We start from the raw sequence: 24,434 nt of genomic DNA, 5'->3' as shown, positions 1-24,434 counted from the left end.
GTCAATCCGGGTTGTCGGGCCGCACCACGCACCCGCAAAGCGTGAACCTTGGCCGGCAGCAGGCCGGTTGGCGCGCAACCGGAAAGCCGGTTCCGTGCGGCCGGCCCTGGGCCGCGCCGCAGCAGAAGATTGCTGCGCATGGCGGCGATATCGTTCGCACTTCTTACGGTATCAGGGTTTCGCCATGCCGAAACTTGCGTTAAGAGGCCCTCACCCGCCTCCCAAGACGGTATGAAATCCACATCAGGAATTATGATAATGACAGACGCGACAACCTCCCTGTCGCCGAAGGACAATGCGTCAAAGCACGCGGCAGTGAACTCCCCTGCCCGGGTGCTGTTCGCAAGCCTCGTCGGCACGACCATCGAATTCTTCGACTTCTACGTTTACGCCACCGCCGCCGTACTGGTGTTCCCGCACCTGTTCTTCCCGGCCGCCGATCCGACCTCGGCAATGCTGCAATCCTTCGCGACCTTCTCGATCGCCTTCTTCGCCCGCCCCTTCGGCGCCGTGATCTTCGGCCATTTCGGCGACAAGGTCGGCCGCAAGGCGACCCTGGTGGCGGCGCTCATGACCATGGGCATCTCCACGGTCGTCATCGGGCTTCTGCCGACCTATGCGTCGATCGGCGTCGCAGCCCCGCTCCTGCTCGCCCTTTGCCGCTTCGGACAGGGCCTCGGGCTTGGCGGCGAATGGGGCGGCGCCGTGCTGCTCGCCACCGAGAACGCGCCTGAGGGCAAGCGAAGCTGGTACGCCATGTTCCCGCAGCTCGGCGCGCCGATCGGCTTCATTCTTTCGGCCGGCACCTTCCTCATCCTCGGCGAAGTCATGAGCAACGAAGCCTTCCTCGCCTGGGGCTGGCGCGTGCCGTTCATCGCCAGCATCCTGCTGGTCGCCGTCGGTCTCTATGTCCGCCTGAAGATCACCGAAACGCCGGAGTTCCAGAAGGCCGTCGACAAGCACGAGCGCGTGCAGGTGCCGATCATGGAGATCTTCCGCTTCCACAAGCGCAGCCTGGTGCTCGGCACCTTCGTGGCGCTTGCGACCTTCGTGCTGTTCTACCTGATGACCGTCTTCTCGCTCTCCTGGGGCACGGCCAAGCTCGGCTATTCGCGTGAGCAGTTCCTGGTCGTGCAGATGACTGGCGTCGTCTTCTTCGGCCTGATGATCCCGGTTGCCGGTATCCTCTCGGACCGCTACGGCCGTCGCCTGATCCTGATCGTCACCACCATCGGCATCGGCGCCTTCGGCCTGTTCATGGCGCCGCTCCTTGCCGGCGGCATCGGCGGCGCCTTCCTGTTCTCGATCATCGGCCTCGGCCTCATGGGCCTCACCTACGGCCCGATCGGCGCAGCACTCGCCGCCCCCTTCCCGACCTCGGTGCGCTATACCGGCGCCTCGATGACCTTCAACCTCGCCGGCATCTTCGGCGCGTCGCTGGCGCCCTATATCGCCACCTGGCTCGCCACCAACTACAGCCTGGACTACGTCGGCTACTACCTGCTCGCCGCCGCCGCCATCACGCTTCTGTGCCTGGTGCTGTCGACGGAAGACGAGGTTTCGGCCTGATACGACTGGCTGCGCCCCGGGGCGCGGCCGACCGCAAACAAGGAGAGCCGCAGCGGCAACGCTGCGGCTCTTTGTTTATAGGGCATGCGAACCCTCTGCGAGAAAGCGGAGAACTGTTGAGCATCGATCTATGGCCACGATGCTCGCCCCAACTCTGGTCATCCTCGGGCTCGACCCGAGGATCCATTCCCAAGGCCACCCATGTCGCAGCTGGAGCGTGGATGCTCGGGTCCAGCCCGAGCATGACGGAGGATGTGGGCCTCTCCTCGGTCCTCATCGCCCCAAAAAGCGAGAGGCCGCAGCGTCGCCGCCACGGCCTCTCCAAAGCATCCCTCGCAACCCCGCCTTAAGCGATGCCGCGGCCGAGGAATTCCTTGATCTCGTAACCCGGCATGAAGGTGCCGATGCGCTTGATTTCCCATTCGAGCCGGACGCCGGAATGTTCGAGCACGCGCTGGCGCACGGTTTCACCGAGATATTCGAGCTCGTAGCCGGTCGCCTGGCCGGTGTTGATCATGAAGTTGCAGTGCAGCGGCGACATCTGCGCGCTGCCGATCATCATGCCGCGGCAGCCGGCCTCGTCGATCAGCTTCCAGGCCGAATGGCCGTCGGGGTTCTTGAAGGTCGAACCGCCGGTCTTCTCGCGGATCGGCTGCACGGTTTCGCGGTGCTGGCGCACGGCGTCCATGTCGGTGCGGATCTTGTTCTTGTCCTCGGCATAGCCTTCGAACACCGCATGGGTGAAGATCAGGTCCTTCGCCGCCGCGGAATGGCGGTAGGCGTAGCCCATGTCGGCATTCGACAGCACATGCTGGTTGCCCTGGCGGTCGACCGCATGGACCTCGACGACCCGCTCGCGGGTCTCCGCGCCATTGGCGCCGGCGTTCATGCGCAGCGCGCCGCCGAGCGAGCCGGGTATACCGTAGTAGAAGTAGAAGCCGCCGATGCCGTGGTCGAGCGCCATGGCTGCGATGTTCTTGTCCGGGCAGATCGCGCCGGCCTTGATGCGGTTTTCGCCAACCAGTTCCAGATCGCCAAAGCCCTTGGCCGACAGCCGGATGACGACGCCGGGAATGCCGCCGTCGCGCACGAGAAGGTTCGAGCCGACGCCGACAACCATGACAGGCACTTCAGCCGGCACCAGCTTCAGGAAGGTGATGAGATCGTCCGTGTCGTGCGGCTGGAACATGAGCTCGGCAAGACCACCGGCGCGGAACCAGGTGACACGATCCATCGGCGCATCCGGCGTGATGCGGCCGCGCACAGCGCTGACGCCACTTCCGAGCGATTCCAGTAGTTTCTGACCGTTGACCTGTTTCATGCTCAATTTCCTGAAATATCCGCGAGTTCCTTAGGCAGGGCAGCCGCCCAGTAGGTGATGCTGCCAGCGCCCAAGAGAACCACAAAATCGCCGGGCTGTGCAATCTTGCTGACAACCGGCGCGATTGCTTCCGGACCGGAAACAAAACGGGCGTCGCGGTGGCCGCCTGCCTTGATGCGATCGACCAGTTCTTCCGCCGTAGCCCCCTGGATCGGCTCTTCACCCGCCGCATAGACCGGCGCGATCAGGATCGTGTCGGCATCGTTGAAGCAGGCGGAGAACTCCTGGAACAGGCTCGAAAGGCGCGAGTAGCGGTGCGGTTGGTGCACGGCGATGATTCGGCCCTGGCAGGCCTCGCGCGCGGCGCGCAGCACTGCCTTGATCTCGACCGGATGGTGGCCGTAGTCGTCATAGACGCGCACGCCGTTCGTCTCGCCGGTCAGCGTGAAGCGGCGCTTCACACCGCTGAAGGAGGCGAGCCCTCTGGCGATCGCTTCCGGGCTGACGCCGAGGCGCTGCGCAACGGCGATCGCTGCGGTCGCGTTCGATACGTTGTGGCGGCCAGGCATCGGCAGGCGCAGGTCCTTCATCGGGATCACCTGGCCGGTGCGGCGACGGCGGATCTCGATGTCGAAGACGGAGGTGGCGCCGTCCATGCGGATGTTGTGGAAGCGCACGTCGGCCTGCGGGTTCTCGCCGTAGGTGACGACCTTGCGGTCCTCGATCTTGCCGACCATGGTCTGCACTTCCGGATGGTCGAGGCAAAGCACGCCAAATCCGTAGAAGGGCACGTTCTCGACGAACTGGCGGAAGGCCGCGCGCACGGCGTCGAAGTTGCCGTAGTGGTCGAGATGTTCCGGGTCTATGTTGGTGACGATGGCAACGTCGGCCGGCAGCTTCAGGAAGGTGCCGTCGGATTCGTCGGCCTCAACCACCATCCACTCGCCCTCGCCCATGCGGGCGTTGGTGCCATAGGCATTGATGATGCCGCCGTTGATGACGGTCGGGTCGAGCCCGCCGGCTTCCAGCAGCGCTGCGACCATCGAGGTCGTCGTCGTCTTGCCATGCGTGCCGCCGATCGCGATCGCATTGCGGAAGCGCATCAGCTCGGCCAGCATCTCGGCGCGGCGCACGACGGGCAGGAACTTTTCGCGCGCGGCGATCAGTTCCGGATTGTCCTTCTTGATCGCGGTCGAAACGACGATCACCTCGGCGTCGCCGAGGTTCTCGGCCTTGTGGCCGACGAAGACTTCGATGCCCTTGGCGCGCAGGCGCTGCACATTGGCGCTGTCGGACTGATCGGAGCCCTGCACCTTGTGCCCGAGATTATGCAGCACCTCGGCGATGCCGCTCATGCCGATGCCGCCGATACCGATGAAATGGACCAGCCCGATGGTTTTCGGCATTTTCATGAGCGTGTTTCCCTGAATTTCTCGACTGTCAAACCGCTGGCAATAGCCTCTACGAGGGATGCAAGCAAGCTTGCAGCGTCCGGCTTGCCGGTTTCCCGGGCATTTGCCGCCATATCGGCGAGCGATTGCGGCTTGCCGATCGCATCGTTGAGGATGCCGGCGAGACGGTCGGCCGTGAGTTCGCCTTGAGCGATCACGCGCGCGCCGCCCTTTGCGGCAAGCGCTGCCGCATTGGCCGCCTGGTCGTGGTCGAGCGCATAGGGATAGGGCACCAGGATCGCCGGCCGGCCGATGACCGCAAGCTCCGATACCGTCGAGGCACCGGAGCGGCAGATGACGAGTTGGGCGCCGGCGATGCGGTCGGCCATGTCGGTAAAGAAGGGCGAGACTTCGGCCGGCACGCCGAGCTTCTCATAGGTGGCGATCACGCCGTCCTTGTCTTCCGGCCTGGCCTGCTGCGTGACCTTGAAGCGCTGGCGAACCTCGTCGTCGAGACGGCAGATCGCCTGGGGGACCGCCTTGGAAAAATACTGCGCGCCCTGGCTGCCGCCGAAGACGACGAGATGAAACGGCGCGTCGCCGACGGCCGACGCATAGGGTGTCTTGGCCGCGGCAAGCACCGCCGGGCGTACCGGGTTGCCGGTCGTCACGGTTTTCGCGGCAAAGGCGCCGGTGCCCTCCGGCAGGAAGCCGCCGGCAATCGCCTTGACGCGTGAGGCCAGCGCCTTGTTGGCGCGACCCATGACTGCATTCTGCTCGTGGATGATCGACGGCACGCCCATGCCGGTGGCGGCAAGCAGCGGCGGCACGGTCGGGTAGCCACCGAAGCCGACGACGGCCTTGGGCTTCAGCCGCGCGATCAGCTTGCGCGCAGCGCGCATGCCGCTCCACAGCGTCCAGAGCGACTTGACGACACTGACCGGGTTCTTCGAGCCGATTGTCGCCGAGGGCACGACATGCACCTCGTCGGCCGGAAACTTGCCGGCGTAGCGCTCGGCGCGGCTGTCGGTGACCAGATGCACCGAATAGCCCATGGCCTTCAGCTCATGGGCCAGCGCTTCTGCCGGAAAGAGATGGCCGCCGGTACCGCCGGCGGCAAGCAGGATGATGCCTTTAGTCATATTTTACTCCGCCGGCACGCCAATGCCGGACCGAAACAGGCTGCGCTCCACGGCGCGCTTCTCCGGGCGGTGACGGGTCAAGGCCAGGATGAAGCCGGCAGTGACGCAGATCGCCACCATGGACGAGCCACCATAGGAGATCAGCGGCAGGGTCATGCCCTTGGCCGGAAGCAGTTCGAGGTTCACGCCGATGTTGATCATCGACTGGATGCCGATCTGGAGCACCAGGCCGGCAACGGCGAACCGGTTGAAGTCGTTGCGTTCGCGGAAGGCGTGGTTGAGGCCGCGCATCACCAGGAAGGCGAAGATCATGACGATGACCATGCAGAAGACGATGCCGAATTCCTCGGCCGCAACGGAGAAGACGAAGTCGGTGTGGCTGTCCGGAATGATGCGCTTGACGATGCCTTCACCCGGGCCACGGCCGAACCAGTCGCCGCGGATGATCGCCTCGCGCGCCGTGTCCATCTGGAAGGTGTCGCCTTCTCCGGTCAGGAACTTGTCGATACGGGCCGCCACGTGCGGCAGCATCGTATAGGCGACGAAGAAGCCGCCGAGTGCCGCACCTCCAAGCAGGATGATCCAGAGCCAGGGCATGCCGGCCATGAAGAACATGCCGCCCCAGACGGCGGTCGTCAGGATCGTCTGGCCAAGGTCAGGCTGGGCGACAAGCAGGGCAGCCACGATGCCGAAGAGCAGGATGGCGAAGAGATTGCCGGGGATTTCCGGCTGGCGCGCATGCTCCGAGAACAACCAGGCGCAGACGACGACGAAGGCCGGCTTCATGAACTCCGACGGCTGGATCGAAATCCCGCCGAGCGAGATCCAGCGCATCGAGCCCTTCACCTCTTCGCCGATGAAGAGCACCAGCACCATCATGCCGAGCGAACCGGCAAGAAGCAGGATCGCCGCCCGCCTGACCTGGCGTGGCGAGAGGAAGGATATGCCGACCATCACCACCAGCGACGGCAGAAGGAAGAGCGCGTGGCGCCGAACGAAGTGGAAGCTGTCGAGGCCGATGCGCTCGGCAACCGCGGGGCTCGCAGCAAACGACAGCATGAAGCCGACGCCCATCAACAGGATGAAGGTCGCCAGAAAGAACCTGTCGATCGTCCAGAACCAGTCGGCCACGGGGCCACGTTCGGCTCGGCTTACCATCTTGTCAGTCCCCTTCTCCGGCGCCCATCGCGCCCACGTCCGAAATCCCGCACCACCTTCCGCATCGACCGGCACGCCTGCGCGCCGGTCGAGGGATCAAATCAGCATCGTCACGCCTTCGATCGCGCGCACATGGCCGACGAAGGCATCACCGCGTACTTCGAAGTTCTTATACTGGTCGAAGCTTGCGCAAGCCGGTGACAGCATCACCGCCGAACCGCCTGTCTCGTCCCTGCCGGCATCGGCCGCGGCATGCGCCACTGCCTGCTCCAGCGTGCCCGAGATCTCATAGGGCACCGCGTCGCCGAGCGTCGCCGCGAAGGCCGGTGCGGCCTCGCCGATCAGATAGGCCTTGGCGATCTTCGGGAAGAAGGGTGAAAGCGTCGTGATGCCCCCTTCCTTCGGCAGGCCGCCGGCAATCCAGTAGATGCGGTCATAGCTCGAAAGCGCAGGCGCCGCCGCATCCGCGTTGGTCGCCTTGCTGTCGTTGACGAAAACCACCGCGCCCTTGCGGCCGACCGGCTGCATGCGGTGCTTGAGACCGGGGAAACTCTTGAGGCCCGCGTGGATTTCCGCAGCACTGACGCCGACCGCAAGGCAGGCCGCGATGGCCGCTGCGGCGTTCTGGGCGTTGTGACCGCCACGCAGCGTCTGGATACCGTCGAGATCGACGAACAGGCTGGACGTGCCGCCCTCGGCCTTCAGGATGCGCGAGCCCTCGGCATAAAGGCCGCTTGCCAGCACATGGCGGCGCGAAATGCGCACGGTCTTGGTACCGGCCCGCTCGACGCGATCGGCGATCAGCGCCGAAAAACTGTCGTCGACACCGACGATCGCCGTGCCGCTGCCGGCAACCAGCCGTTCCTTGATGTCGGCGTAATGCTGCATCGTGCCGTGGCGATCGAGATGATCCGGCGTGAGATTGAGCAGAATGCCTGCGGTCGGGTTCAGCGTCGGCGCGAGATCGATCTGGTAGGACGAGCACTCGACCACGTAGAAGCGTCCGGCCTTCGGCGGGTCAAGCGTCAGCACCGCCGTGCCGATATTACCGCCGAGCTGGGTGTCGCGACCGCTTTCTTTCAGGATATGGGCGATCAGCGCCGTCGTCGTCGATTTGCCGTTGGTGCCGGTAATCGCAATGAACGCGCAATCGGGCGCATGCGCCCGGCGCTCGCGCACGAAAAGCTCGACGTCGCCGATGATCTCGACACCAGCCGCATGAGCGAGATCCACGGCCCAGTGGGGCTTCGGATGCGTCAGCGGCACGCCGGGCGAAAGCACGAAGGCGGCAAAGGCCGCCCAGTCGACCGTACGCAGGTCCGCCGTCGGCACGCCTGCAGCAGAAGCCTTGGCGACGCTGTCCGGGTTGTCGTCCCAGGCGGTGACCGCGGCGCCACCGGCGACGAGCGCCTCAGCCGTGGCCAGCCCCGAACCGCCGAGACCGAAGAGAGCGACTTTCCTGCCCTTGAAGGAGGTGACCGGGATCATCGTCGCTCACCGCAGCTTGAGGGTGGAGAGGCCGACCATCGCCAGGATAACGGCGATGATCCAGAATCGGATCACGACCTGGCTTTCGGTCCAGCCCTTCTTTTCGAAGTGGTGGTGGATCGGCGCCATCAGGAAGACGCGGCGGCCGGTGCGCTTGAACCAGAAGACCTGGATGATGACCGACAGGGTCTCCATGACGAAGAGGCCGCCGATGATGATCATGACGATCTCGTGCTTGACGGCGACGGCAACGGTGCCGATCAGGCCACCGAGCGCCAGCGACCCGGTGTCGCCCATGAAGATGGCGGCCGGCGGCGCATTGAACCAGAGGAAGCCGAGGCCGGCGCCGATGACGGCGCCGAGGATGACGGCAAGCTCGCCGGTGCCGGGCACGAAATGGATCTGCAGGTAGTTGGCGAAGACGGCGTTACCGGCAAGGTACGCGATCAGGCCGAAGGCGGCAGCGGCGATCATCACAGGCACGATCGCGAGACCGTCGAGACCATCGGTCAGGTTCACGGCATTGCCGGCGCCGACGATGACGAAGCCGCCGAACAGCACGAAGAAATAGCCGAGGTTGACGATCAGGTCCTTGAAGAAGGGGAAAGTGACGGAGGAGCCGAAGGTGGAGCCGGACGGGCCGCTCGAAAGCGAGGCCTGCATCATGAAGAACACGGCGATCGCCGCGATCACGAACTCGATGCCGAGGCGCGCCTTGCCGGAAAAGCCCTTGTCCGATTGCTTCGTAACCTTGAGGTAATCATCGTAGAAGCCAATGGCGCCGAAGCCGAGCGTGACGAGCAGCGTCGAGACCACGTAGACGCTCGACAGATCGGCCCACAGCAGCGACGAAACGACGATGCCGGCCAGGATCATCAGGCCGCCCATGGTCGGCGTGCCGGCCTTCTTGAAATGCGTCTGCGGCCCGTCGGCGCGGATCGGCTGGCCCTTGCCCTGGCGGATGCGCAGCGAGGCAATCATCGCAGGCCCGAAGAGGAAGACGATCATGGCCGACGTGAAGAGCGCCGCACCGGTGCGGAACGTGATGTAGCGAAAAAGATTGAAAAACTGAAAGTGGTCCGCCAGTTCCACGAGCCAAATGAGCATAAGGGACCTTTCCCCAAAGGTTTCCTGCACAATGATGCAGCAGTTTAAAGTGTTACAGCGAAGCTTTCCCGCCCCGGGAATAGCGCGGCGCCGTAGTATTTCGAAACACGTCCAACAGAATCATCTGAAAAACGATACGCGCTTGCATGAGAAAGTGTTAGGGCGCGCGGCCTAACCTCAAACTGTATCCACCGCGCCATCATGGCGGTGCCGCCGGCTCTTTTATTGCCCGCTATCCCTCGGCTTCGGATCCCTCGGCCGCGTATTCCTCGGCTTGCGCCGCCGGATAGGTGTCGATCAACGCCTGCACGATCTTGGCGCAGCCGGTCCCCTTGGACGACTTGATCATGACGACGTCGCCCGGCGCGACAGCGGCCAGCGCGTAGGCTTTGAGGTCCTCGACGCTCTCGCGGTAAACAACCGAAACTTCGGGCGGCAGCGCGTCGCGCAGGTGCGCCATCAGCGGCCCGGCGAGCCAGACGTCGGTGATGCCGGCTTCGATGAGCGGACGGGCAAGTGCCGCATGCACCTCGGCCGCGTGTTCGCCCATTTCCAGCATGTCGCCGAGCACGGCAACGCGACGGCCGCCGACCGGCGGCTCGCTGTCGCGCAGCAGCGAAATCGCCGCCCGCATCGAGCTCGGATTGGCGTTGTAGCTCTCGTCGATCAGCTTCAGCGTACCGCTGCCGATGACAAGCGTATGGCGCCGGCCCCTGCCCGTTTCGGCCTGCATGGTTGCGAGCGCCGAAGCCGCATAGTCGAGATCGCCGCCGGCAAGCTTGACCGCTGCCAGAACCGCAACCGCGTTTTCGGCAATGTGACGCCCGGGGGCACCGATCGCGACTTCGAGCGTGCGACCACCGATGCCGGCCCAGAGAATGGAGCCCTCCGCACCGCCGCTGAATTCGACCAGCCGGAATTCGGCCTTCGGGTTGGCGCCGAAGGAATGGATATGGCTGACGCCGGCTGCAGCAGCGGCGTCTTCGAGCAGCTTGTATTGCGGGCTGTCGTGAATGATCAGCGCGTGGCCGCCATTGACGACGCCTTCGAAGATCTCGGCCTTGGCCTCCGCGATCTGGTCGAGGCTCTCGAAATTGCCGAGATGGGCGGCGGCGATGCTGGTGACGATGGCCACATGCGGGCGCACCATGGCGGTCAGCGGCCGGATCTCGCCCGGATGGTTCATGCCGATTTCGAAGACGCCGAAATCGGTGGCCTCGGGCATGCGTGCAAGCGTCAGCGGCACGCCCCAGTGATTGTTGAAGGAGGCGACCGACGCATGCACGCGGCCCTGCGGCTGCAGCACGTGGCGCAGCATCTCCTTGGTGGTTGTCTTGCCGACCGAACCGGTGACGGCGATGATCTTGGCGGCGCTGCGGTCGCGCGCGGCACAGCCGAGCCGGATCATCGCCTCGAGCACGTCGTCGACGACGATCATCGGCGCATTCAGCCGTCCGAGCGCCGGCAGCTTGCCTTCGCTGACGACCAGCACCGCGGCGCCATTGGCAAGCGCAATGCCCGCATAGTCGTGGCCATCCACGCGATCACCCTTGATCGCGAAGAAAGCTTCGCCCTTGCCGATCGAGCGGCTGTCGATGGAGATCCCCGAGATGCCTTCCGGCAGATTGCCGACAGGCCGGCCATTCATGGCGGCCAGGAGATCGCTGCTTGTCCAGAGCCAGTTCAAATCACAAGCCTCCCAATGCCTTGCGGACCTCCGCATGATCCGAGAAGGGCAGCGTGACGGAGCCGATCGTCTGCCCCTCCTCGTGCCCCTTGCCGGCGACGATCAGCGTGTCGCCGGTCTTCAGCATGCCGACCGCCGTGCGGATCGCCGTGGCGCGGTCGCCGATTTCGATCGCGCCCTTGGCCGCCGCCATGATTTCGGCGCGGATCACATCCGGCACTTCCGAGCGCGGATTGTCGTCGGTCACGATCGTCACGTCAGCAAGCCGGGTGGCGATCTCGCCCATGATCGGGCGCTTACCCTTGTCACGGTCACCGCCGCAGCCGAAGACCACGACGACGCGGCCGGTCGTGAACGGGCGCACCGAGGCGAGCACGTTTTCCAGCGCATCCGGCTTGTGGGCGTAGTCGACATAGGCGAGCGCGCCGTCCCGGGTCTGGCCGACCAGTTCGAGACGACCGGAGGCACCCTGCAGCTTTTCAAGCGCGGAGAAGGCCGCCTTGGCGCTGATGCCGGTGGACATGGCAAGGCCTGCCGCAACGAGCGCATTGGCGACCTGGAAGTCGCCGGCGAGCGGAATGTGGATTTCGAAGATGTCGTCGCCGACATGCACTTCGGCCGACTGCTTGTGGCGGAAATGTTCGACCCGCTTCAGCGAGATGTAGTCGCCCTTGCGGCCAACGGTGCGCACGTCGAGCTTGGCTTTGCGGGCAGCCGCGATCGCCTGGTCCGACCATTGGTCGTCGGCAAAGATCACCGCCGGCGCGCCCTTCGGCAACAGCGCCTCGAACAGCCGCATCTTGGAGGCCATGTAGTGCTCCACCGTCGGGTGGTAGTCCATGTGGTCGCGGCCGAGATTGGTGAAGGCGGCAGCCGCAAGGCGCACGCCGTCGAGCCGGCTCTGGTCGAGACCGTGGCTGGAGGCCTCCATCGCCGCATGGGTGACGCCTGCATCGGCAAGTTCGGCCAAGAGCTTGTGCAGCGACACCGGATCGGGCGTCGTCAGCGAACCGTAATCGTTACGCCCCGGCGCGATGACGCCGGTCGTGCCGATCATCGCGGCTGCAAGACCGGAATGGGCCCAGATCTGGCGGGTAAACGAGGCGACCGAGGTCTTGCCGGCGGTCCCGGTGACGGCGACCATGGTATCGGGCTGGCGGCCATAGAAGGCAGCGGCAGCGCGGGCGAGAAAGGCGCGGGGTTCGGAAAGCTTGAGCACGGGCGCCGCCGAGGCGTCGACGTCAGAGCCAGCTTCGGTGACGACGGCGACCGCGCCGCGCTTCAGGGCGTCGGCGACATAGGTACTGCCATTGGCCTTGCTGCCGGAAACGGCGACGAAGAGATCCCCTGGCTGAACCTGCCGGCTATCGGCCGTCAGTCCGGCAACGTCGATATCGGCGGCAGCGCCGCTCAATTGCGCCGAAAGTTCCGGGAAGTTCGATCCCGCCAGGTCTATGATCTTCATGAACGCACGTCTCGCATCGATTTCGATCCGCAAGAATCGCGAATCGTCCGCTTTCTCATTTCATGTCTAATAAGACACAAGCAAGGCAGAACCGTCTTCTCCAAACTTTGGTTCGACACCGAGCAGCGGCGCAGAGCGGCTGATGATGTCACGAACCATGGGAGCCGCGTTCGAGCCTGCGGTGCGCCCGCCACCCTCGCCGGTCTTCGGCGCGTCGATGAAGGTCAGCACGATGTATTTCGGGTTGTCGATCGGGAAGGCCGCGAGGAAGGCGTTGAAGTTCTGGTCGCTGGCATAGCGGCCGTTGACCACCTTGTCGGCCGTGCCGGTCTTGCCGCCGACGTTGAAGCCCGGCACCAGTGCACGCTTGCCGGAGCCTGCAATGCCGTTCCAGCGAAGCAGGAAGCGCATGTCGTCGCTGGTGCTCTTCTTGACCACCGGCGTGGCGACCGCGTCGGCCTGCTCTTCGGTGCGCGGCAGGAAGGTCGGCTCGATCAGCTTGCCGCCGTTGACGAGTGCGGCACCCGCGACCGCCGTCTGCAGCGGCGTCGTCGAGACGCCGTGGCCGAAGGAAATGGTGACCGAGTTGATCTTCTTCCATTCGCGCGGCTGCGTCGGGGATTTCACTTCTGGCAGTTCGGTCGGCAGCTTGGAAAGCAGGCCGAGGCGTGTCAGGAATTCCTTGTGCCCGGGAATGCCGACGAGGTCGGCGATCTTCGCCGTGCCGATGTTGGACGAATACTGGAAGATTTCCGGAACGGTCAGAACGCGGCGCTTGCCGTGGAAGTCCTTGATGGTGAAGCCGCCGATGCGGATCGGCGCCGAGGCGTCGAAGCTGTCGTTCAGCGTCACCTTGCCGGAATCGAGCCCCATCGCGATGGTGAAGGTTTTAAAGGTGGAGCCCATTTCGAACGTGCCGTTCGACATGCGGTTCATCCAGCCCTCTTCCGCCCCTTCGGCCGGCTTGTTCGGGTCGTAGTCGGGTACCGACGCCATGGCCAGCACTTCGCCGGTGTGCACGTCGAGCACGACGGCGCCGGCAGCGAGCGCCTGGTAGTTCTTCATGCCGGCATCGATGACGTCGCGCACGATGTTCTGCACGCGCACGTCGATCGAGAGCTTCACCGGCTCGAGCTTGGCGTCGCTGGTCATGCCGATCGCGGCAAGGTCGGCCAGCCCCTGGCTGTCGATGTAGCGCTCCATGCCGGCAACGCCGCGGTTGTCGATGTTGACGTGGCCGAGGATATGCGCGGCGGTGTGGCCGCCGGGATAGAAGCGGCGCTTTTCCGGACGGAAGCCGACGCCGGGAATGCCGAGCGCCAGGATCTCCGACTGCTGCTTCGGGGTCAGCTGGCGACGCAGCCATTGAAAGCGCGATTTCGACTTCAGCTTGTTGTAGATTTCGCGGCTATTGATGTCGGGCAGCACCGTCGCCAGCCGCTCGACCGCCTCGTCGGCATCGACGATCTTGTGCGGCTCGGCATAGAGCGAGACGGTGCGGATGTCGGTCGCGAGGATCTCGCCGTTGCGGTCGAGAATGTCGGGGCGCGACGCCATCAGGTTGTCGGCCCGGCCGATGCTGGAAACGGTCTCGGGCGCCGCCATGCCGTATTGCACCAGGCGGCCGCCGATGACGGCATAGACGATGCCGAAGCTGCAGATCACGATGGCGACCCGGTTCTTCGCCTGGTTCGTGGTCTTCTTGCGTGTCCCCTGGAAGGTGACGTTGACGCCGCTTTCGGCCGGTCGGTTGTTGCCGCCCGCCGAGAAGTGCGCCTTGCTTTTCAACACCATGATGCGGGAGAGAAACGACATCAGCGCGCCACCGAGCCAGTTGCGATCTTATCGGTCTTTTCGATGATGGCAGCGATGCCATCCTTGGCCGACTTGTCCTCGGGCACGGGCAGATCGGCCTTCATCATCGGCAGTTCCTGCGGCTGGGCGAGCTGCGTCGAGGGGGTCGGAACGAGCTGCAGGTCGGCCCCGAAGGCGCCGACGAGGCGCTCAAGCCGGTTCGGCTGGGTCAGAAGCGCCCAGTCGGCCCGAAGCAGGTCGATCGTGTCTTCCTCGAGCTTGATTGCCACGTCGAGCCTGCGGACTTCCTCAAGCTTGTTTTCGGCGCGATGCTTGATCGTGTAGGTCACCGTGGCCGCGGCCGTCATGACGACGATCAGAACGATATCGAACGTTCGAAGCATGTCTTGTCAGCCCCCCAGCCGTGCAAGGCTTGCCAGTTCCGGCAGATTGAAAATGGACAGATCGTTTCCCGGCGACTGAGCCTCAGTGCGGATACCGGCGCGCAGCTTGGCGGAGCGCGCACGCGGATTGAGGGACGCTTCTTCCTCGCTGGCCGACACCATAGGCTTGCCAACTGGCGTGAAGGTTGCCGCCCGCGCCGAAACCATCGGCAGGTGGCGCGAACCGCTGGCCTTGCCGGAGCGGTCCTGGAAGAATGCCTTGACGATACGGTCTTCGAGCGAATGGAAGGTAACGACGACGAGGCGGCCGCCCGGTTTCAGCGCCTTCTCGGCCGCAAACAGCGCCTCAGCCAGTTCGCCGAGCTCGTCGTTGACGAAGATGCGCAGCGCCTGGAAGACGCGGGTGGCGGGATGGATCTTGTCCTTGGCCTTGCGCGGCGTCACCACCTCGATCAGGCCGGCAAGGTCGCGGGTCGTTTCGAAAGGCTGTTCGGCCCGGCGCTTCTCGATGGCGCGGGCGATGCGGCCCGCCTGCTTCTCTTCACCGAGAAAACCGAAGATGCGGATGAGGTCGGAGACCTTGGCGCGGTTGACCACGTCGGCGGCAGAGACGCCTGACGCCGACATGCGCATGTCGAGCGGCCCCTTCTTCTGGAAGGAGAAACCGCGCTCGGCCTCGTCGATCTGCATGGAGGAAACGCCGATATCGAGCACGACGCCATCAAGCCCGCCCTCGGGCGCCTGGGCGGCAAGGTCGGAGAATTGCGCATGAATAAGCTTCAGCCGACCGCCCCACTCGGCGACCTGCGCCTGGCCGGCGGCAATCGCCGTCGGGTCGCGGTCGAGCGCGATCACGTCGGCACCGGCTTTCAGGATTGCGGAGCTGTAACCACCGGCACCGAAGGTGCCATCGAGGATCACCTTGCCGGGCGCCGGCTCAAGGGCCGCCAGAACTTCCGGCAAGAGAACGGGAATGTGACGAACCGATCCGCCTTCGGCTTCAGAAATACCTCCGCCTTGATCCGTCACCATTCCCTCTCTCCATTCTATTCTGGACGCAACCCCCGTGACTTGCGCCCTTCCCGGGCCACCGCTTGCGCCTTGACGAAGGCCTGCGGCTCCCAGAGCTGAAAATAATCGCCCCGCCCGACGAACATCACGTCGGTCGAGATTCCGGTGAAGTCGCGGATGAAATCCGTCATCATCAACCGGCCTTCCGGATCGAGCTTCACGAAGACGCCGCCACCGTGAACCAGCAGCGACATCTCGTTGGCTTCCGGAGAAAATGGATCCTCGGCCGCCATCTGCTTCTCGAACCGATCCAGGAGCTCCGGCCCGCCGACACTGACCGCCGGAAAGACGAAATCCTGAAAACAGTATAGCTCCCGAACGCCCCCATCCGACAGCACGGAGCGAAACGCCGAGGGAACGGAGACCCGCCCCTTCGCATCGATCCGATTGGTGGCATGTGACAAGAAGCGGTTCATAACGCGAAACGGCCGCCCAAGACTGACGGGCCACGATCATCGACCCGCGAGAACACGTCACTCCGCACGCAAGACAGCCCCGCCGAACAGTGGAATGCCCGACCACCTTCCGAAGCCGGAAGGCATTGGATTCTTGCGATGTCGGGCCGCGAAGCAGCCCCTGCGCAGTGCCATTATGGGATATCATGGGACCATATGGGCGTCAATGGGATTGGATCGTAAACAGCCGTCGGGCTGATCAAATATTGATAGGTTGTTAAGTTTAACGAAGCGTTACGATGAGACCCCCACTGTCCGCGAATGCGACGGTCGAACGGCTTCAAATCGTTGAAAAATCAGAATGTGAGAAAAAGCGCAGGAACAGGGAATCTGCGCATTGCCCAAGCGGCGGGAAGAACCCCTCGACAAAGAAAACCGGTGCTTCCTGAGCCGGTACTGCCGCGGCGCATGAGGCCAAATCAGGATGACGCAAACAAGCAATTGCAAGGATCCGGGCACAGGCCAAGCCGCCGGCAGACGACGGCATCCCGTAGCGCAACAGCCTGCAGCTGCCACGGTGGATCGGAGCTGCGACGTCGCCCTTCACCGCCGGAGAAGGAGGAGAAATCGCCAGTTGGCCTGTAAGCCGGGTTCTGTATGGCTCCGCCACCCGAAGGCAACGGAACGTGGCAGCCATTCATCTGGGACTACGTTTGCACGCAGCCTCTTGCAACCCACCCGGATGACTGGCCCGGAAACAGGCTGGGCGCTTGCGCGTCCGCGTCATCCCTATTCGGTCTTGCTCCCGGTGGGGTTTGCCGTGCCGTCCATGTCGCCATGTCCGCGGTGGGCTCTTACCCCACCCTTTCACCCTTACTCCGCAAGCGGAGCGGTTTGCTTTCTGTGGCACTTTCCCTGAGGTCACCCTCGCCGGACGTTATCCGGCACCGTGCTTCCGTGGAGCCCGGACTTTCCTCCCCCCGCGGCCTTTCGGCACTTGCGGAGAGCGGCTGCCCGGCCAACTGGCAGGCGCTCCTTAACGCAAGCCCCCGCCCGGCGCCAGAAAAAACGGCAGGGTTTCGAAAGCCACCAACAGGCAGATCGGCTGGAGCCTGGCGGTGCCGCCTTCGCCTAACGGAAGGCCACCGCGAAATCGGCGCCGTATTCGGGCTCATCGATCCGGCCGTTTTGCACGAGGACAGCGCCGAGCCTGCCGATTTCATCGGAGCTTTTTGCCGCCTGGCCGTTACCGCCGGTGACGACAGCGATTCGGTCGCTCTCGGCAAAACCGATATAGGGCAGGCCATGCCGGGTGAACGAGGTGACGCAGGGCGAAAAATGAGTGGAGGCCGGCTTGAAAGCGGGCATCACCTCGGCCAGCAGCCGACGCAGATGCTCGGCTGCGGCGGCACCGCCCGGCCCGCGGAACCAGTGCCGTATCGCCGGCTCATCATCAAGCGTTCTATCGCTCGGATCGCCGCCGATTTTGATGTAGGTCTTGCCGTCGGCATAGCCGACCGGCGGCAGCAGGTAGTAGCTCTTCTCCTGCTCTGGCGCCGCACCGATCAGCGAAGGCATGCCCTCGAAGTCAGGCAGCTCGCTCGCCGCCACCTCCGCGAACAGCACCGTGCGGGCCTTCACCGTCAGGTCGATCGGCCGCGGCAGCAGCGTGTTGGAAAGCGAGAAGCCACCGGCCGCGACGATGACCCGCGGCGCCGTCAGCCGATCGCCCTTGAGCGTGGTAACGATCACCCGGCCGGCGGTTTCTGCGATGGAGCGAACCTCGTCGCGCACGATCCGCGCGTCGGCCCTCTCGGCGCAGACGACCTGTGCGGCAACGAGCGCACGCGGATTAACGTAACCGGCGCCAAGGCGCTCGTAAACGCCGGCCGCTCCCTCGGGAAAACGGAACCAGGGAAAGCGCTGCGACAGCGTCTCGCGGTCGTAGAGTGGAGCCTCGACGCCGAGCGCGTCCCGTGCCCTTTCCACCTGCTCGATATAGTCGTAGCTCGATCCCGGCGCCGGCCCGGCCATCAGGCAGCCGACCTCATGATAGAACCGGATGCCGCTCTCGCGCTCGATCTCGTCGTAGCGCTCGATCGAGCGCCGGGCAAGGCGCGCCCAGACAGGATCGTCGTCGATGGTGCGGGTGATGCGGGCATTGTCGTAATGGCTGGAAAAGACGCCGGAATGGCTAGCCCAGTCGCTCGGTTCGTCCGGGCCGACGAGCGCAACGTTCGCCCCCGACAGCGCCAGGTGCCGGGCAGCAGCCGCGCCCATCATGCCCTTGCCGACGACAATGAAATCAAAGCTTTCCGACATGCCCATCCCCGCTCCGCTGACACGGGAAGGAGGTAGCATATCGGCGCCGACAGGACACCACCACTCAAGGATTTAATTGGTGCGCCGGAACGCGAGACCTGTCCGGCTGGAGCATCCGCCATGGCCGCGTGGCCGGCGGATGATGCTCTCTCGTCGCGCGGGCAAATGCGTCACCCACGCTTGTCTGTCGATCGACCGGAGCGCCCGCTCTCAAGTGGAACCACCGAGGCGAAAAGATGCTCTGGTCTGAGAACGCCTGTGCGTTCTTCGTGCGCCCAGTGGAACGCGCGGTGTTCTAGTCGATGATGTCCTGGACCTTGCCGCAATAGCGCTTGGAAACCGGGTTCATGCGCTTGGCGCCATGGCCGGCATTGTACTTCAGGATCGTGCCACAGGTGGTGCCGCCCGACAGTTCGTGCGCCATGGCGAGATACTTCATGCCGAACTTGATGTTGGTTTCCGGATCGTAGAGACCCTTGGAGGAGCCGGAATAGCCCATCATGCGCGCCGTGGCGGGCTTGATCTGCATCAGGCCGATTTCGCCGGCGCTGCCGCGTGCCTTGGGATTGAAATTGCTTTCGACCTTGACGACCGCATGCGCCAGATCGACGGGTACGCCGTACTGCTTCGCATAGCTCTTGATGAGGGCTGAATACTGAACGTTCTTGGGAAGGTCCGGTTTCGGGAAGCCTGTGGTCCGGGTGACGGACGGGATGGAAGAGGTCTTGATGGTCTTGTCGACATTCCCCGCATACGACGTACCCATCCCGGCGAAGGACATGCCAAGGCATGCCGCCACCGCAGCAACAGACGATATTCTCATGTAGTTTGAATTCTCCGGTCTGGGGATTGGACCGAAGCGCACCCCGCTTCGAGCCTCACGTCCCGATCGTTTCATTCACAGGAAGTGAGCGTTGCGCCCTGAAGCTCCTGCAGTTTCAATGAGCGGGAAATGAACGGCGCATCATGGTAAACATGTGGCAAAGCTAAAAAAACATGCCACGAACATCCGCAAAACTGGCTTCAGGACGAAAAATTCTTCCGCGTCAGGCGATGAATTGCGGCAGCCCGGAAAGCAGGCGATGGAGCGTATCGAGGGTTGAGATGTCGGCGATGCCGTCCACCCTCTGTTGCCGGAAATGCCTTTGGAACGCGGCAACGGCGCCCTCGGTTTTTTCGCAGAAATCGCCAGTTACTTCAATGCCGTAGCCATAGAGCGACAGCATCGACTGGATGGCCTCGACCGGCTGGCCGCGGTCGCCGCGCTGAAAGAAGCGCCCGCCGCCGATCGGCGCCGGCTCAACCCAGTGCCCGACCCCTTCGTGGTGAAGGACGTGCCAGGGAAATTTTTCTCCCGGATCGACCTTGCGAATGGGGGCGATATCGCTGTGCGCCAGCACCCTTTCCGGGGCGATCGACCACCGCTGGCCACAGTCCCGACACAATTCGACGACCGCTTCGATCTGTTTTTCCGGGAAATCCGGCAGTCCGCCGGGGTGGCCGGGATTGGCGATCTCGATGCCGATCGAAGAGGAATTGATGTCGGTCTCGCCCTTCCAGTAGCTCTTGCCCGCGTGCCAGGCACGCAACGTCTCAGGCACGAGCTGGTCAACACGCCCGTCCTCGTGAACGAAATAGTGGCTGGAAACCTGGCTCTCTTCACGACACAGCCATTCGAGCGCCGAAGCGCCCGTCGCCATGCCGGTGTAGTGCAACACGATCATATCCGGCGCCCGCTTGTCAGCGCGCTCGCCGAAATTCGGCGACGGCATGAAGCGAGCCCCCGGATAGTCGCAGTATTTAGACGTCATGCAGCTCGGCGTTCTTTCTCGATCGCCTCATAGGCGGCATTGAGGGCCGCCATGCGATCATTGGCGATCGCGTGGAATTCTTGCGGTACGCCGCGCGCAACCAGCATGTCCGGGTGGTTCTCGGAAACCAGCACACGGTAGCGCTTGCGGATGTCGGCGAAATCATCCTTACGCGAAACGCCGAGCACCTGATAGGGGTCGCGACCGTCGCCGTGCACATGACGGGCCATGATGCGACCGAAATGCGCCTCGTCCATGCCGAAGATCTCGCCGACCCGCAACAGAAACGCCAATTCGCGCTCGTGAACCGCACCGTCGGACTTGGCGATGTGGAACAGGCCGTCGACGATATCTTCGAGGATCGGGCAGTTTTCTTCGCAGGACGAACACAGCGACGCCATCTTCTCGGCATAGGCCTCGTAGCCGGCGACGTCCTGGCGCGCCAGGTTATAGAGACGCGCGACGTTCTGCGCCTGGTCGGGCGGGAACTGGAAGATGTCGCGGAAGGCGGCGACCTCGGCTTCGCTGACGATGCCGTCGGCCTTGGCCATCTTGGCCGAAAGCGCGATCATCGCGACGGAGAAGGCGACCTTGCGCCGTGTCTCCGGATCGCCCTCAAACAGGGTACGCACGGCCTCGACCACGCCGGCAAGCGCATTGCCGGTGGCGGTAACGATCTTGAGGAGGCTGTCCCAGAATGACATGCGAGAATCCCTGTCTCTCCAGCGTATAGCATGGACTTGTGTGGTGGCAAATTGCAAGCGGTGGGATGGTCCGAACCACGAGGATGACGAATTTGTGATGGCACCTCACTATTGTCAATCCATCGATTGGAACTTGCGACAGCTGGTAGACGGAAAGCTGTTCCCTCGGGAACACCCTAGCGATCCGAAGCGGCAAATTTATGCCGCAAAACGCGCCGAATGCACCGCCTGCGAAGGCCGCGCCTTCTGATCGCCGGTCGGCGCCTGCGACAATCGGCGCGGCGCCGGGCCTGCCCTTCGTCTCCGACGGCAGGACGCGACCGTTCCCTCCCCGCCTCGACACAACATCCACAGGGCCGTCATTTAAATTCCATCCGATTTGCGCTATGGAGGCCGCACCCATCGCATGCCAAAGTCCCGAGGAGGAAACATGGCCAAGAAAAAAGTCGCAATGCTGACGGCCGGCGGGCTCGCACCCTGTCTGTCATCGGCCGTTGGAGGACTGATCGAGCGCTATACGGACATAGCGCCCGAATACGAACTGGTCGCCTACCGCTCGGGTTACCAGGGCGTGCTCCTTGGTGACCAGATCGAAATCACCCGCGACATGCGCGAGAAGGCCCATATCCTGCACCGCCATGGCGGCTCGCCGATCGGCAACAGCCGCGTCAAGCTCACCAACGCCGCCGACTGCGTCAAGCGCGGCCTGGTCAAGGAAGGCGAAAACCCGCTGCGTGTCGCAGCCGAACGCCTTGCCAAGGACGGCATCTCGATCCTGCATACCATCGGCGGCGACGATACCAACACGACCGCTGCCGATCTTGCCGCCTATCTCGGCGCCAACGGCTACGACCTGACCGTGGTCGGCCTGCCGAAGACCGTCGACAACGACGTCGTTCCGATCCGCCAGACGCTCGGCGCCTGGACGGCTGCCGAATACGGCGCCCGCTTCTTCGACAATGTCAGCAACGAACAGAGCGCCGCTCCGCGCACGCTCGTCGTCCATGAAGTCATGGGCCGCCACTGCGGCTGGCTGACGGCGGCCACCGCCCGCTCCTACATCCAGATGACCGACGACAAGGAATTCGTCGACGGCTTCATGATGAACCGGCAGATGAAGAACATCGACGGCCTTTACCTGCCGGAGATGAAATTCGACCTGCAGGCCGAAGCAGACCGCCTGCGCCAGGTCATGGACCGCTCGGGCTTCGTCACGCTGTTCGTCAGTGAAGGCGCCTGCCTCGACGCCATCGTCGCCGAACGGGAAGCCGCCGGCGAGACCGTCAAGCGCGACGCCTTCGGCCACGTGAAGATCGACACCATCAATGTCGGCAACTGGTTCTCCAAGCAGTTCGCGGCCCTTCTCGGCGCCGAGCGCTCCATGGTGCAGAAGTCCGGCTACTACGCCCGCTCGGCTCCGGCCAACGGCGACGACCTGCGCCTGATCCAGAGCATGGTCGATCTCGCCGTTGAAAGCGCGCTCAACAAGGTCTCGGGCGTCACCGGTCATGACGAGGACCAGGGTGGCAAGCTGCGCACCATCGAGTTCCCGCGCATCAAGGGCGGCAAGCAGTTCGACACCTCGACCAAGTGGTTCGGCGAGGTGATGGACGTCATCGGCCAGAAGTGGAAAGCCCAGAAGCACTGAACGACACTTGCCGGCGGGTGCATAGGACATCCGCCGACAACGCCTGATTAGACGTTGACGGCTCCGCGTTTCCGTGGCTGGCTCGGCAAATTGATTGCCGAGACGCCCTCAAACGCGGAGCTTTTTTCATGTCGTTCGAACACTGGTTTGCCTTTGCCGCGGCCTCGGCCGTGCTGCTCGCTATCCCCGGCCCCACCATTCTCCTCGTCATTTCCTATGCGCTCGGCCATGGCCGCAGAACAGCAGGCGCGACGGTCGCCGGCGTGGCGCTCGGCGATTTCACCGCCATGACCGCCTCCATGCTCGGCCTCGGCGCCCTGCTTGCCACCTCCGCCGCCATCTTCACCGTGTTGAAATGGGTGGGCGCTGCCTATCTCATCTGGCTCGGCATCAAGCTCTGGCGCGCGCCGGTGGCCGCCGGCGGCGACGCCGACCTCGAAACCACGTCGACGGAACGCCCGCTGCGCATCTTCTTTCATACCTATGCCGTGACCGCACTGAACCCGAAGAGCATCGTCTTCTTCGTCGCCTTCCTGCCGCAGTTCCTCGATCTCGGCCAGCCGCTCTTTACCCAGATGGCGATTTTCGAGCTGACGTTCCTGACGCTCGCGATCCTCAACGCCAGCCTCTATGCAGCCCTTGCGACCGCCGCCCGCAGCACAATTTCCAAGCCGAATGTACGCCGGATCGTCAACCGCGCCGGCGGCTCCATGCTGATCGGCGCCGGGCTTCTGACGGCGACGATGAAGCGGGCGACGGCCTGAAATTCGCCCCCACGCTTGCCGCCGCCAGCCTCATAGGTTAATGGAGATTCACGCTTGGCGGCTGGCAACCGCTGATTTGCAGGGGCTACGGGGCCCAGAAGCACGAAAGTGACAGAATGGCGAATTACCGTATTTCCCTTTCCAAACAGACGTTTGGCATGGCAGCTTTGTTGTCGGCGACCATCGTCTCGGGATGCTCAACGGTAGAGCACACGTCGCTGGCAGACCTCACGGCCGTGCAGACGGTCACGCCCCTCGCCAAGCCCGGCACGGAAATGACGGCCTATGCGCTGCCCACACCCGATGGTGTGGCCACCGCCACGAGCGCTGCCTTGACGGCTCAGACGGCCGGCCAGGCCGCTGGCGTCGCCGCCACCTATCCGGTCGCGACCGATCTGGCACAGGGCGCCGAAGCTGCCCCTGCACTGGTCGCGGTTCCCGCGTCCAAGCCGGGCGACACCATGGCGCTTGCCATGGTTGCCCCGACGACCCAGAACGGCGCCAGCGCGGCGATTTCCGCCGCAGAAGCCCCCTCGCCCGCCGACGCAACGCAAGTTGCATCCGCCGCCCTTTCGCCGGCGGCAACCAAGACCACGCGCGTCCAGGACCTGCCGGTCTCGACGCTCGCAGTTGCGGCCGCAATGGAATCGGACTTCGACACCGGCGAACCGGTCGGCCTCGAAACGCTGGTCGCCAACCGCATGATCGTTCCGACCGAGCGCCCGAAGACCGGTGTGATCGGCTCGACGGTGGCCGCAGTCGCCAACGTCATTCCGGATTCGATGAAGTTCACCAAGACGCCGACGAGCTCGCGTCCCGAACTCGACAAGATGATCAAGTACTATGCCGATCTCAACGGCATTCCGGTGGAACTGGTGCACCGCGTCGTCAAGCGCGAGAGCAACTACAATCCGCGCGCCTACAGCAAGGGCAATTACGGCCTGATGCAGATCCGCTACAACACCGCCAAGGGTCTCGGCTATGACGGTCCGGCCGAAGGTCTGTTCGACGCCGAAACCAACCTCAAATACGCGACCAAGTATCTGCATGGCGCCTGGATGGTGGCCGACAACCAGCATGACGGCGCAGTCAAGCTCTATGCCAGCGGCTATTACTACCACGCCAAGCGCAAGGGCCTGCTCGAAGAGCTCGGCATGAAGTAAGCCGGCCATCCGGTTTGCCCGAAGCGAAGC

20 protein-coding genes and 1 other RNA gene are annotated in these 24,434 nt (G+C 64.0%); 4 read left to right on the top strand and 17 right to left on the bottom strand.

The annotated features are described in order from the left end of the window. Window positions 1-258: 258 nt before the first annotated feature. A complete protein-coding gene (locus M2267_RS06185; RefSeq protein ID WP_043615905.1) occupies window positions 259-1,569 on the top strand; it encodes an MFS transporter in 1,311 nt (436 codons plus the stop codon). Window positions 1,570-1,915: 346 nt separating this feature from the next. Here M2267_RS06185 and murB read toward each other — a convergent pair whose 3' ends face one another. The 17 genes from murB to M2267_RS06100 all read right to left on the bottom strand — a co-directional run bounded on the left by murB (window position 1,916) and on the right by M2267_RS06100 (window position 20,829). Then, window positions 1,916-2,890 (bottom strand): UDP-N-acetylmuramate dehydrogenase, encoded by a 975-nt coding sequence (gene murB / locus M2267_RS06180; protein WP_429113261.1) that lies wholly within the window; start codon window positions 2,888-2,890, stop codon window positions 1,916-1,918. Window positions 2,891-2,892: 2 nt separating this feature from the next. Next, complete coding sequence (gene murC / locus M2267_RS06175) at window positions 2,893-4,302, bottom strand: UDP-N-acetylmuramate--L-alanine ligase (RefSeq protein ID WP_192446742.1); 1,410 nt, start codon at window positions 4,300-4,302, stop codon at window positions 2,893-2,895. Then, a complete protein-coding gene (murG, locus tag M2267_RS06170) occupies window positions 4,299-5,423 on the bottom strand; it encodes an undecaprenyldiphospho-muramoylpentapeptide beta-N-acetylglucosaminyltransferase (RefSeq protein ID WP_429113259.1) in 1,125 nt (374 codons plus the stop codon). Before murG ends, murC begins: the two co-directional genes overlap by 4 nt. A 3-nt stretch (window positions 5,424-5,426) precedes the next feature. Then, entirely contained in the window at window positions 5,427-6,581 is a 1,155-nt protein-coding gene (gene ftsW / locus M2267_RS06165) for a putative lipid II flippase FtsW (RefSeq protein ID WP_043615892.1), read from the bottom strand. Window positions 6,582-6,677: 96 nt separating this feature from the next. Next, window positions 6,678-8,069, bottom strand: coding sequence for a UDP-N-acetylmuramoyl-L-alanine--D-glutamate ligase (murD, locus tag M2267_RS06160; protein WP_429113256.1), 1,392 nt, complete (start codon window positions 8,067-8,069; stop codon window positions 6,678-6,680). Between the two features lie 6 nt (window positions 8,070-8,075). Continuing rightward, complete coding sequence (gene mraY, locus M2267_RS06155) at window positions 8,076-9,176, bottom strand: phospho-N-acetylmuramoyl-pentapeptide-transferase (protein WP_043615886.1); 1,101 nt, start codon at window positions 9,174-9,176, stop codon at window positions 8,076-8,078. A 232-nt stretch (window positions 9,177-9,408) separates the two neighbouring features. Continuing rightward, entirely contained in the window at window positions 9,409-10,863 is a 1,455-nt protein-coding gene (locus tag M2267_RS06150) for a UDP-N-acetylmuramoylalanyl-D-glutamyl-2,6-diaminopimelate--D-alanyl-D-alanine ligase (RefSeq protein WP_429113253.1), read from the bottom strand. 1 nt (window position 10,864) lies between these two features. Continuing rightward, window positions 10,865-12,328 (bottom strand): UDP-N-acetylmuramoyl-L-alanyl-D-glutamate--2,6-diaminopimelate ligase, encoded by a 1,464-nt coding sequence (locus M2267_RS06145; protein WP_429113251.1) that lies wholly within the window; start codon window positions 12,326-12,328, stop codon window positions 10,865-10,867. 66 nt (window positions 12,329-12,394) lie between these two features. Continuing rightward, window positions 12,395-14,143: a peptidoglycan D,D-transpeptidase FtsI family protein gene (locus M2267_RS06140; RefSeq protein ID WP_429113249.1), complete on the bottom strand. Its 1,749-nt coding sequence runs from the start codon at window positions 14,141-14,143 to the stop codon at window positions 12,395-12,397. Next, a complete protein-coding gene (gene ftsL, locus M2267_RS06135; protein WP_043615877.1) occupies window positions 14,143-14,526 on the bottom strand; it encodes a cell division protein FtsL in 384 nt (127 codons plus the stop codon). Before ftsL ends, M2267_RS06140 begins: the two co-directional genes overlap by 1 nt. A gap of 6 nt (window positions 14,527-14,532) precedes the next feature. Then, window positions 14,533-15,558: a 16S rRNA (cytosine(1402)-N(4))-methyltransferase RsmH gene (gene rsmH / locus M2267_RS06130; protein ID WP_429113246.1), complete on the bottom strand. Its 1,026-nt coding sequence runs from the start codon at window positions 15,556-15,558 to the stop codon at window positions 14,533-14,535. Between the two features lie 14 nt (window positions 15,559-15,572). Next, entirely contained in the window at window positions 15,573-16,013 is a 441-nt protein-coding gene (mraZ, locus tag M2267_RS06125; protein ID WP_429113244.1) for a division/cell wall cluster transcriptional repressor MraZ, read from the bottom strand. A gap of 605 nt (window positions 16,014-16,618) precedes the next feature. Next, an RNA gene (gene rnpB, locus M2267_RS06120) (RNase P RNA component class A) lies at window positions 16,619-17,018 on the bottom strand. Between the two features lie 105 nt (window positions 17,019-17,123). After that, window positions 17,124-18,314, bottom strand: a complete 1,191-nt coding sequence (locus M2267_RS06115) for an NAD(P)/FAD-dependent oxidoreductase (RefSeq protein ID WP_429113242.1) — start codon at window positions 18,312-18,314, stop codon at window positions 17,124-17,126. Between the two features lie 295 nt (window positions 18,315-18,609). Further along, window positions 18,610-19,137, bottom strand: coding sequence for a lytic transglycosylase domain-containing protein (locus M2267_RS06110; RefSeq protein WP_043615871.1), 528 nt, complete (start codon window positions 19,135-19,137; stop codon window positions 18,610-18,612). Window positions 19,138-19,360: 223 nt separating this feature from the next. After that, window positions 19,361-20,125: an N-acetylmuramoyl-L-alanine amidase gene (locus tag M2267_RS06105; RefSeq protein ID WP_429113240.1), complete on the bottom strand. Its 765-nt coding sequence runs from the start codon at window positions 20,123-20,125 to the stop codon at window positions 19,361-19,363. Then, window positions 20,122-20,829, bottom strand: coding sequence for a J domain-containing protein (locus M2267_RS06100; RefSeq protein ID WP_043615866.1), 708 nt, complete (start codon window positions 20,827-20,829; stop codon window positions 20,122-20,124). Before M2267_RS06100 ends, M2267_RS06105 begins: the two co-directional genes overlap by 4 nt. Before the next feature lie 430 nt (window positions 20,830-21,259). Here M2267_RS06100 and M2267_RS06095 point away from each other — a divergent pair, with 430 nt between their 5' ends. From M2267_RS06095 to M2267_RS06085, 3 genes are all read left to right on the top strand, one after another. Further along, window positions 21,260-22,477: a pyrophosphate--fructose-6-phosphate 1-phosphotransferase gene (locus M2267_RS06095; protein WP_043615863.1), complete on the top strand. Its 1,218-nt coding sequence runs from the start codon at window positions 21,260-21,262 to the stop codon at window positions 22,475-22,477. Between the two features lie 128 nt (window positions 22,478-22,605). Then, window positions 22,606-23,241 (top strand): LysE family translocator, encoded by a 636-nt coding sequence (locus tag M2267_RS06090; protein WP_429113236.1) that lies wholly within the window; start codon window positions 22,606-22,608, stop codon window positions 23,239-23,241. Between the two features lie 116 nt (window positions 23,242-23,357). Continuing rightward, entirely contained in the window at window positions 23,358-24,404 is a 1,047-nt protein-coding gene (locus tag M2267_RS06085; protein ID WP_429113233.1) for a transglycosylase SLT domain-containing protein, read from the top strand. The last annotated feature ends 30 nt before the right edge of the window (window positions 24,405-24,434 follow it).

It is taken from the genome of Ensifer sp. KUDG1 (assembly GCF_050434285.1).
Taxonomy (GTDB): domain Bacteria; phylum Pseudomonadota; class Alphaproteobacteria; order Rhizobiales; family Rhizobiaceae; genus Ensifer.
This window is presented reverse-complemented; position numbering and strand designations above follow the sequence as displayed.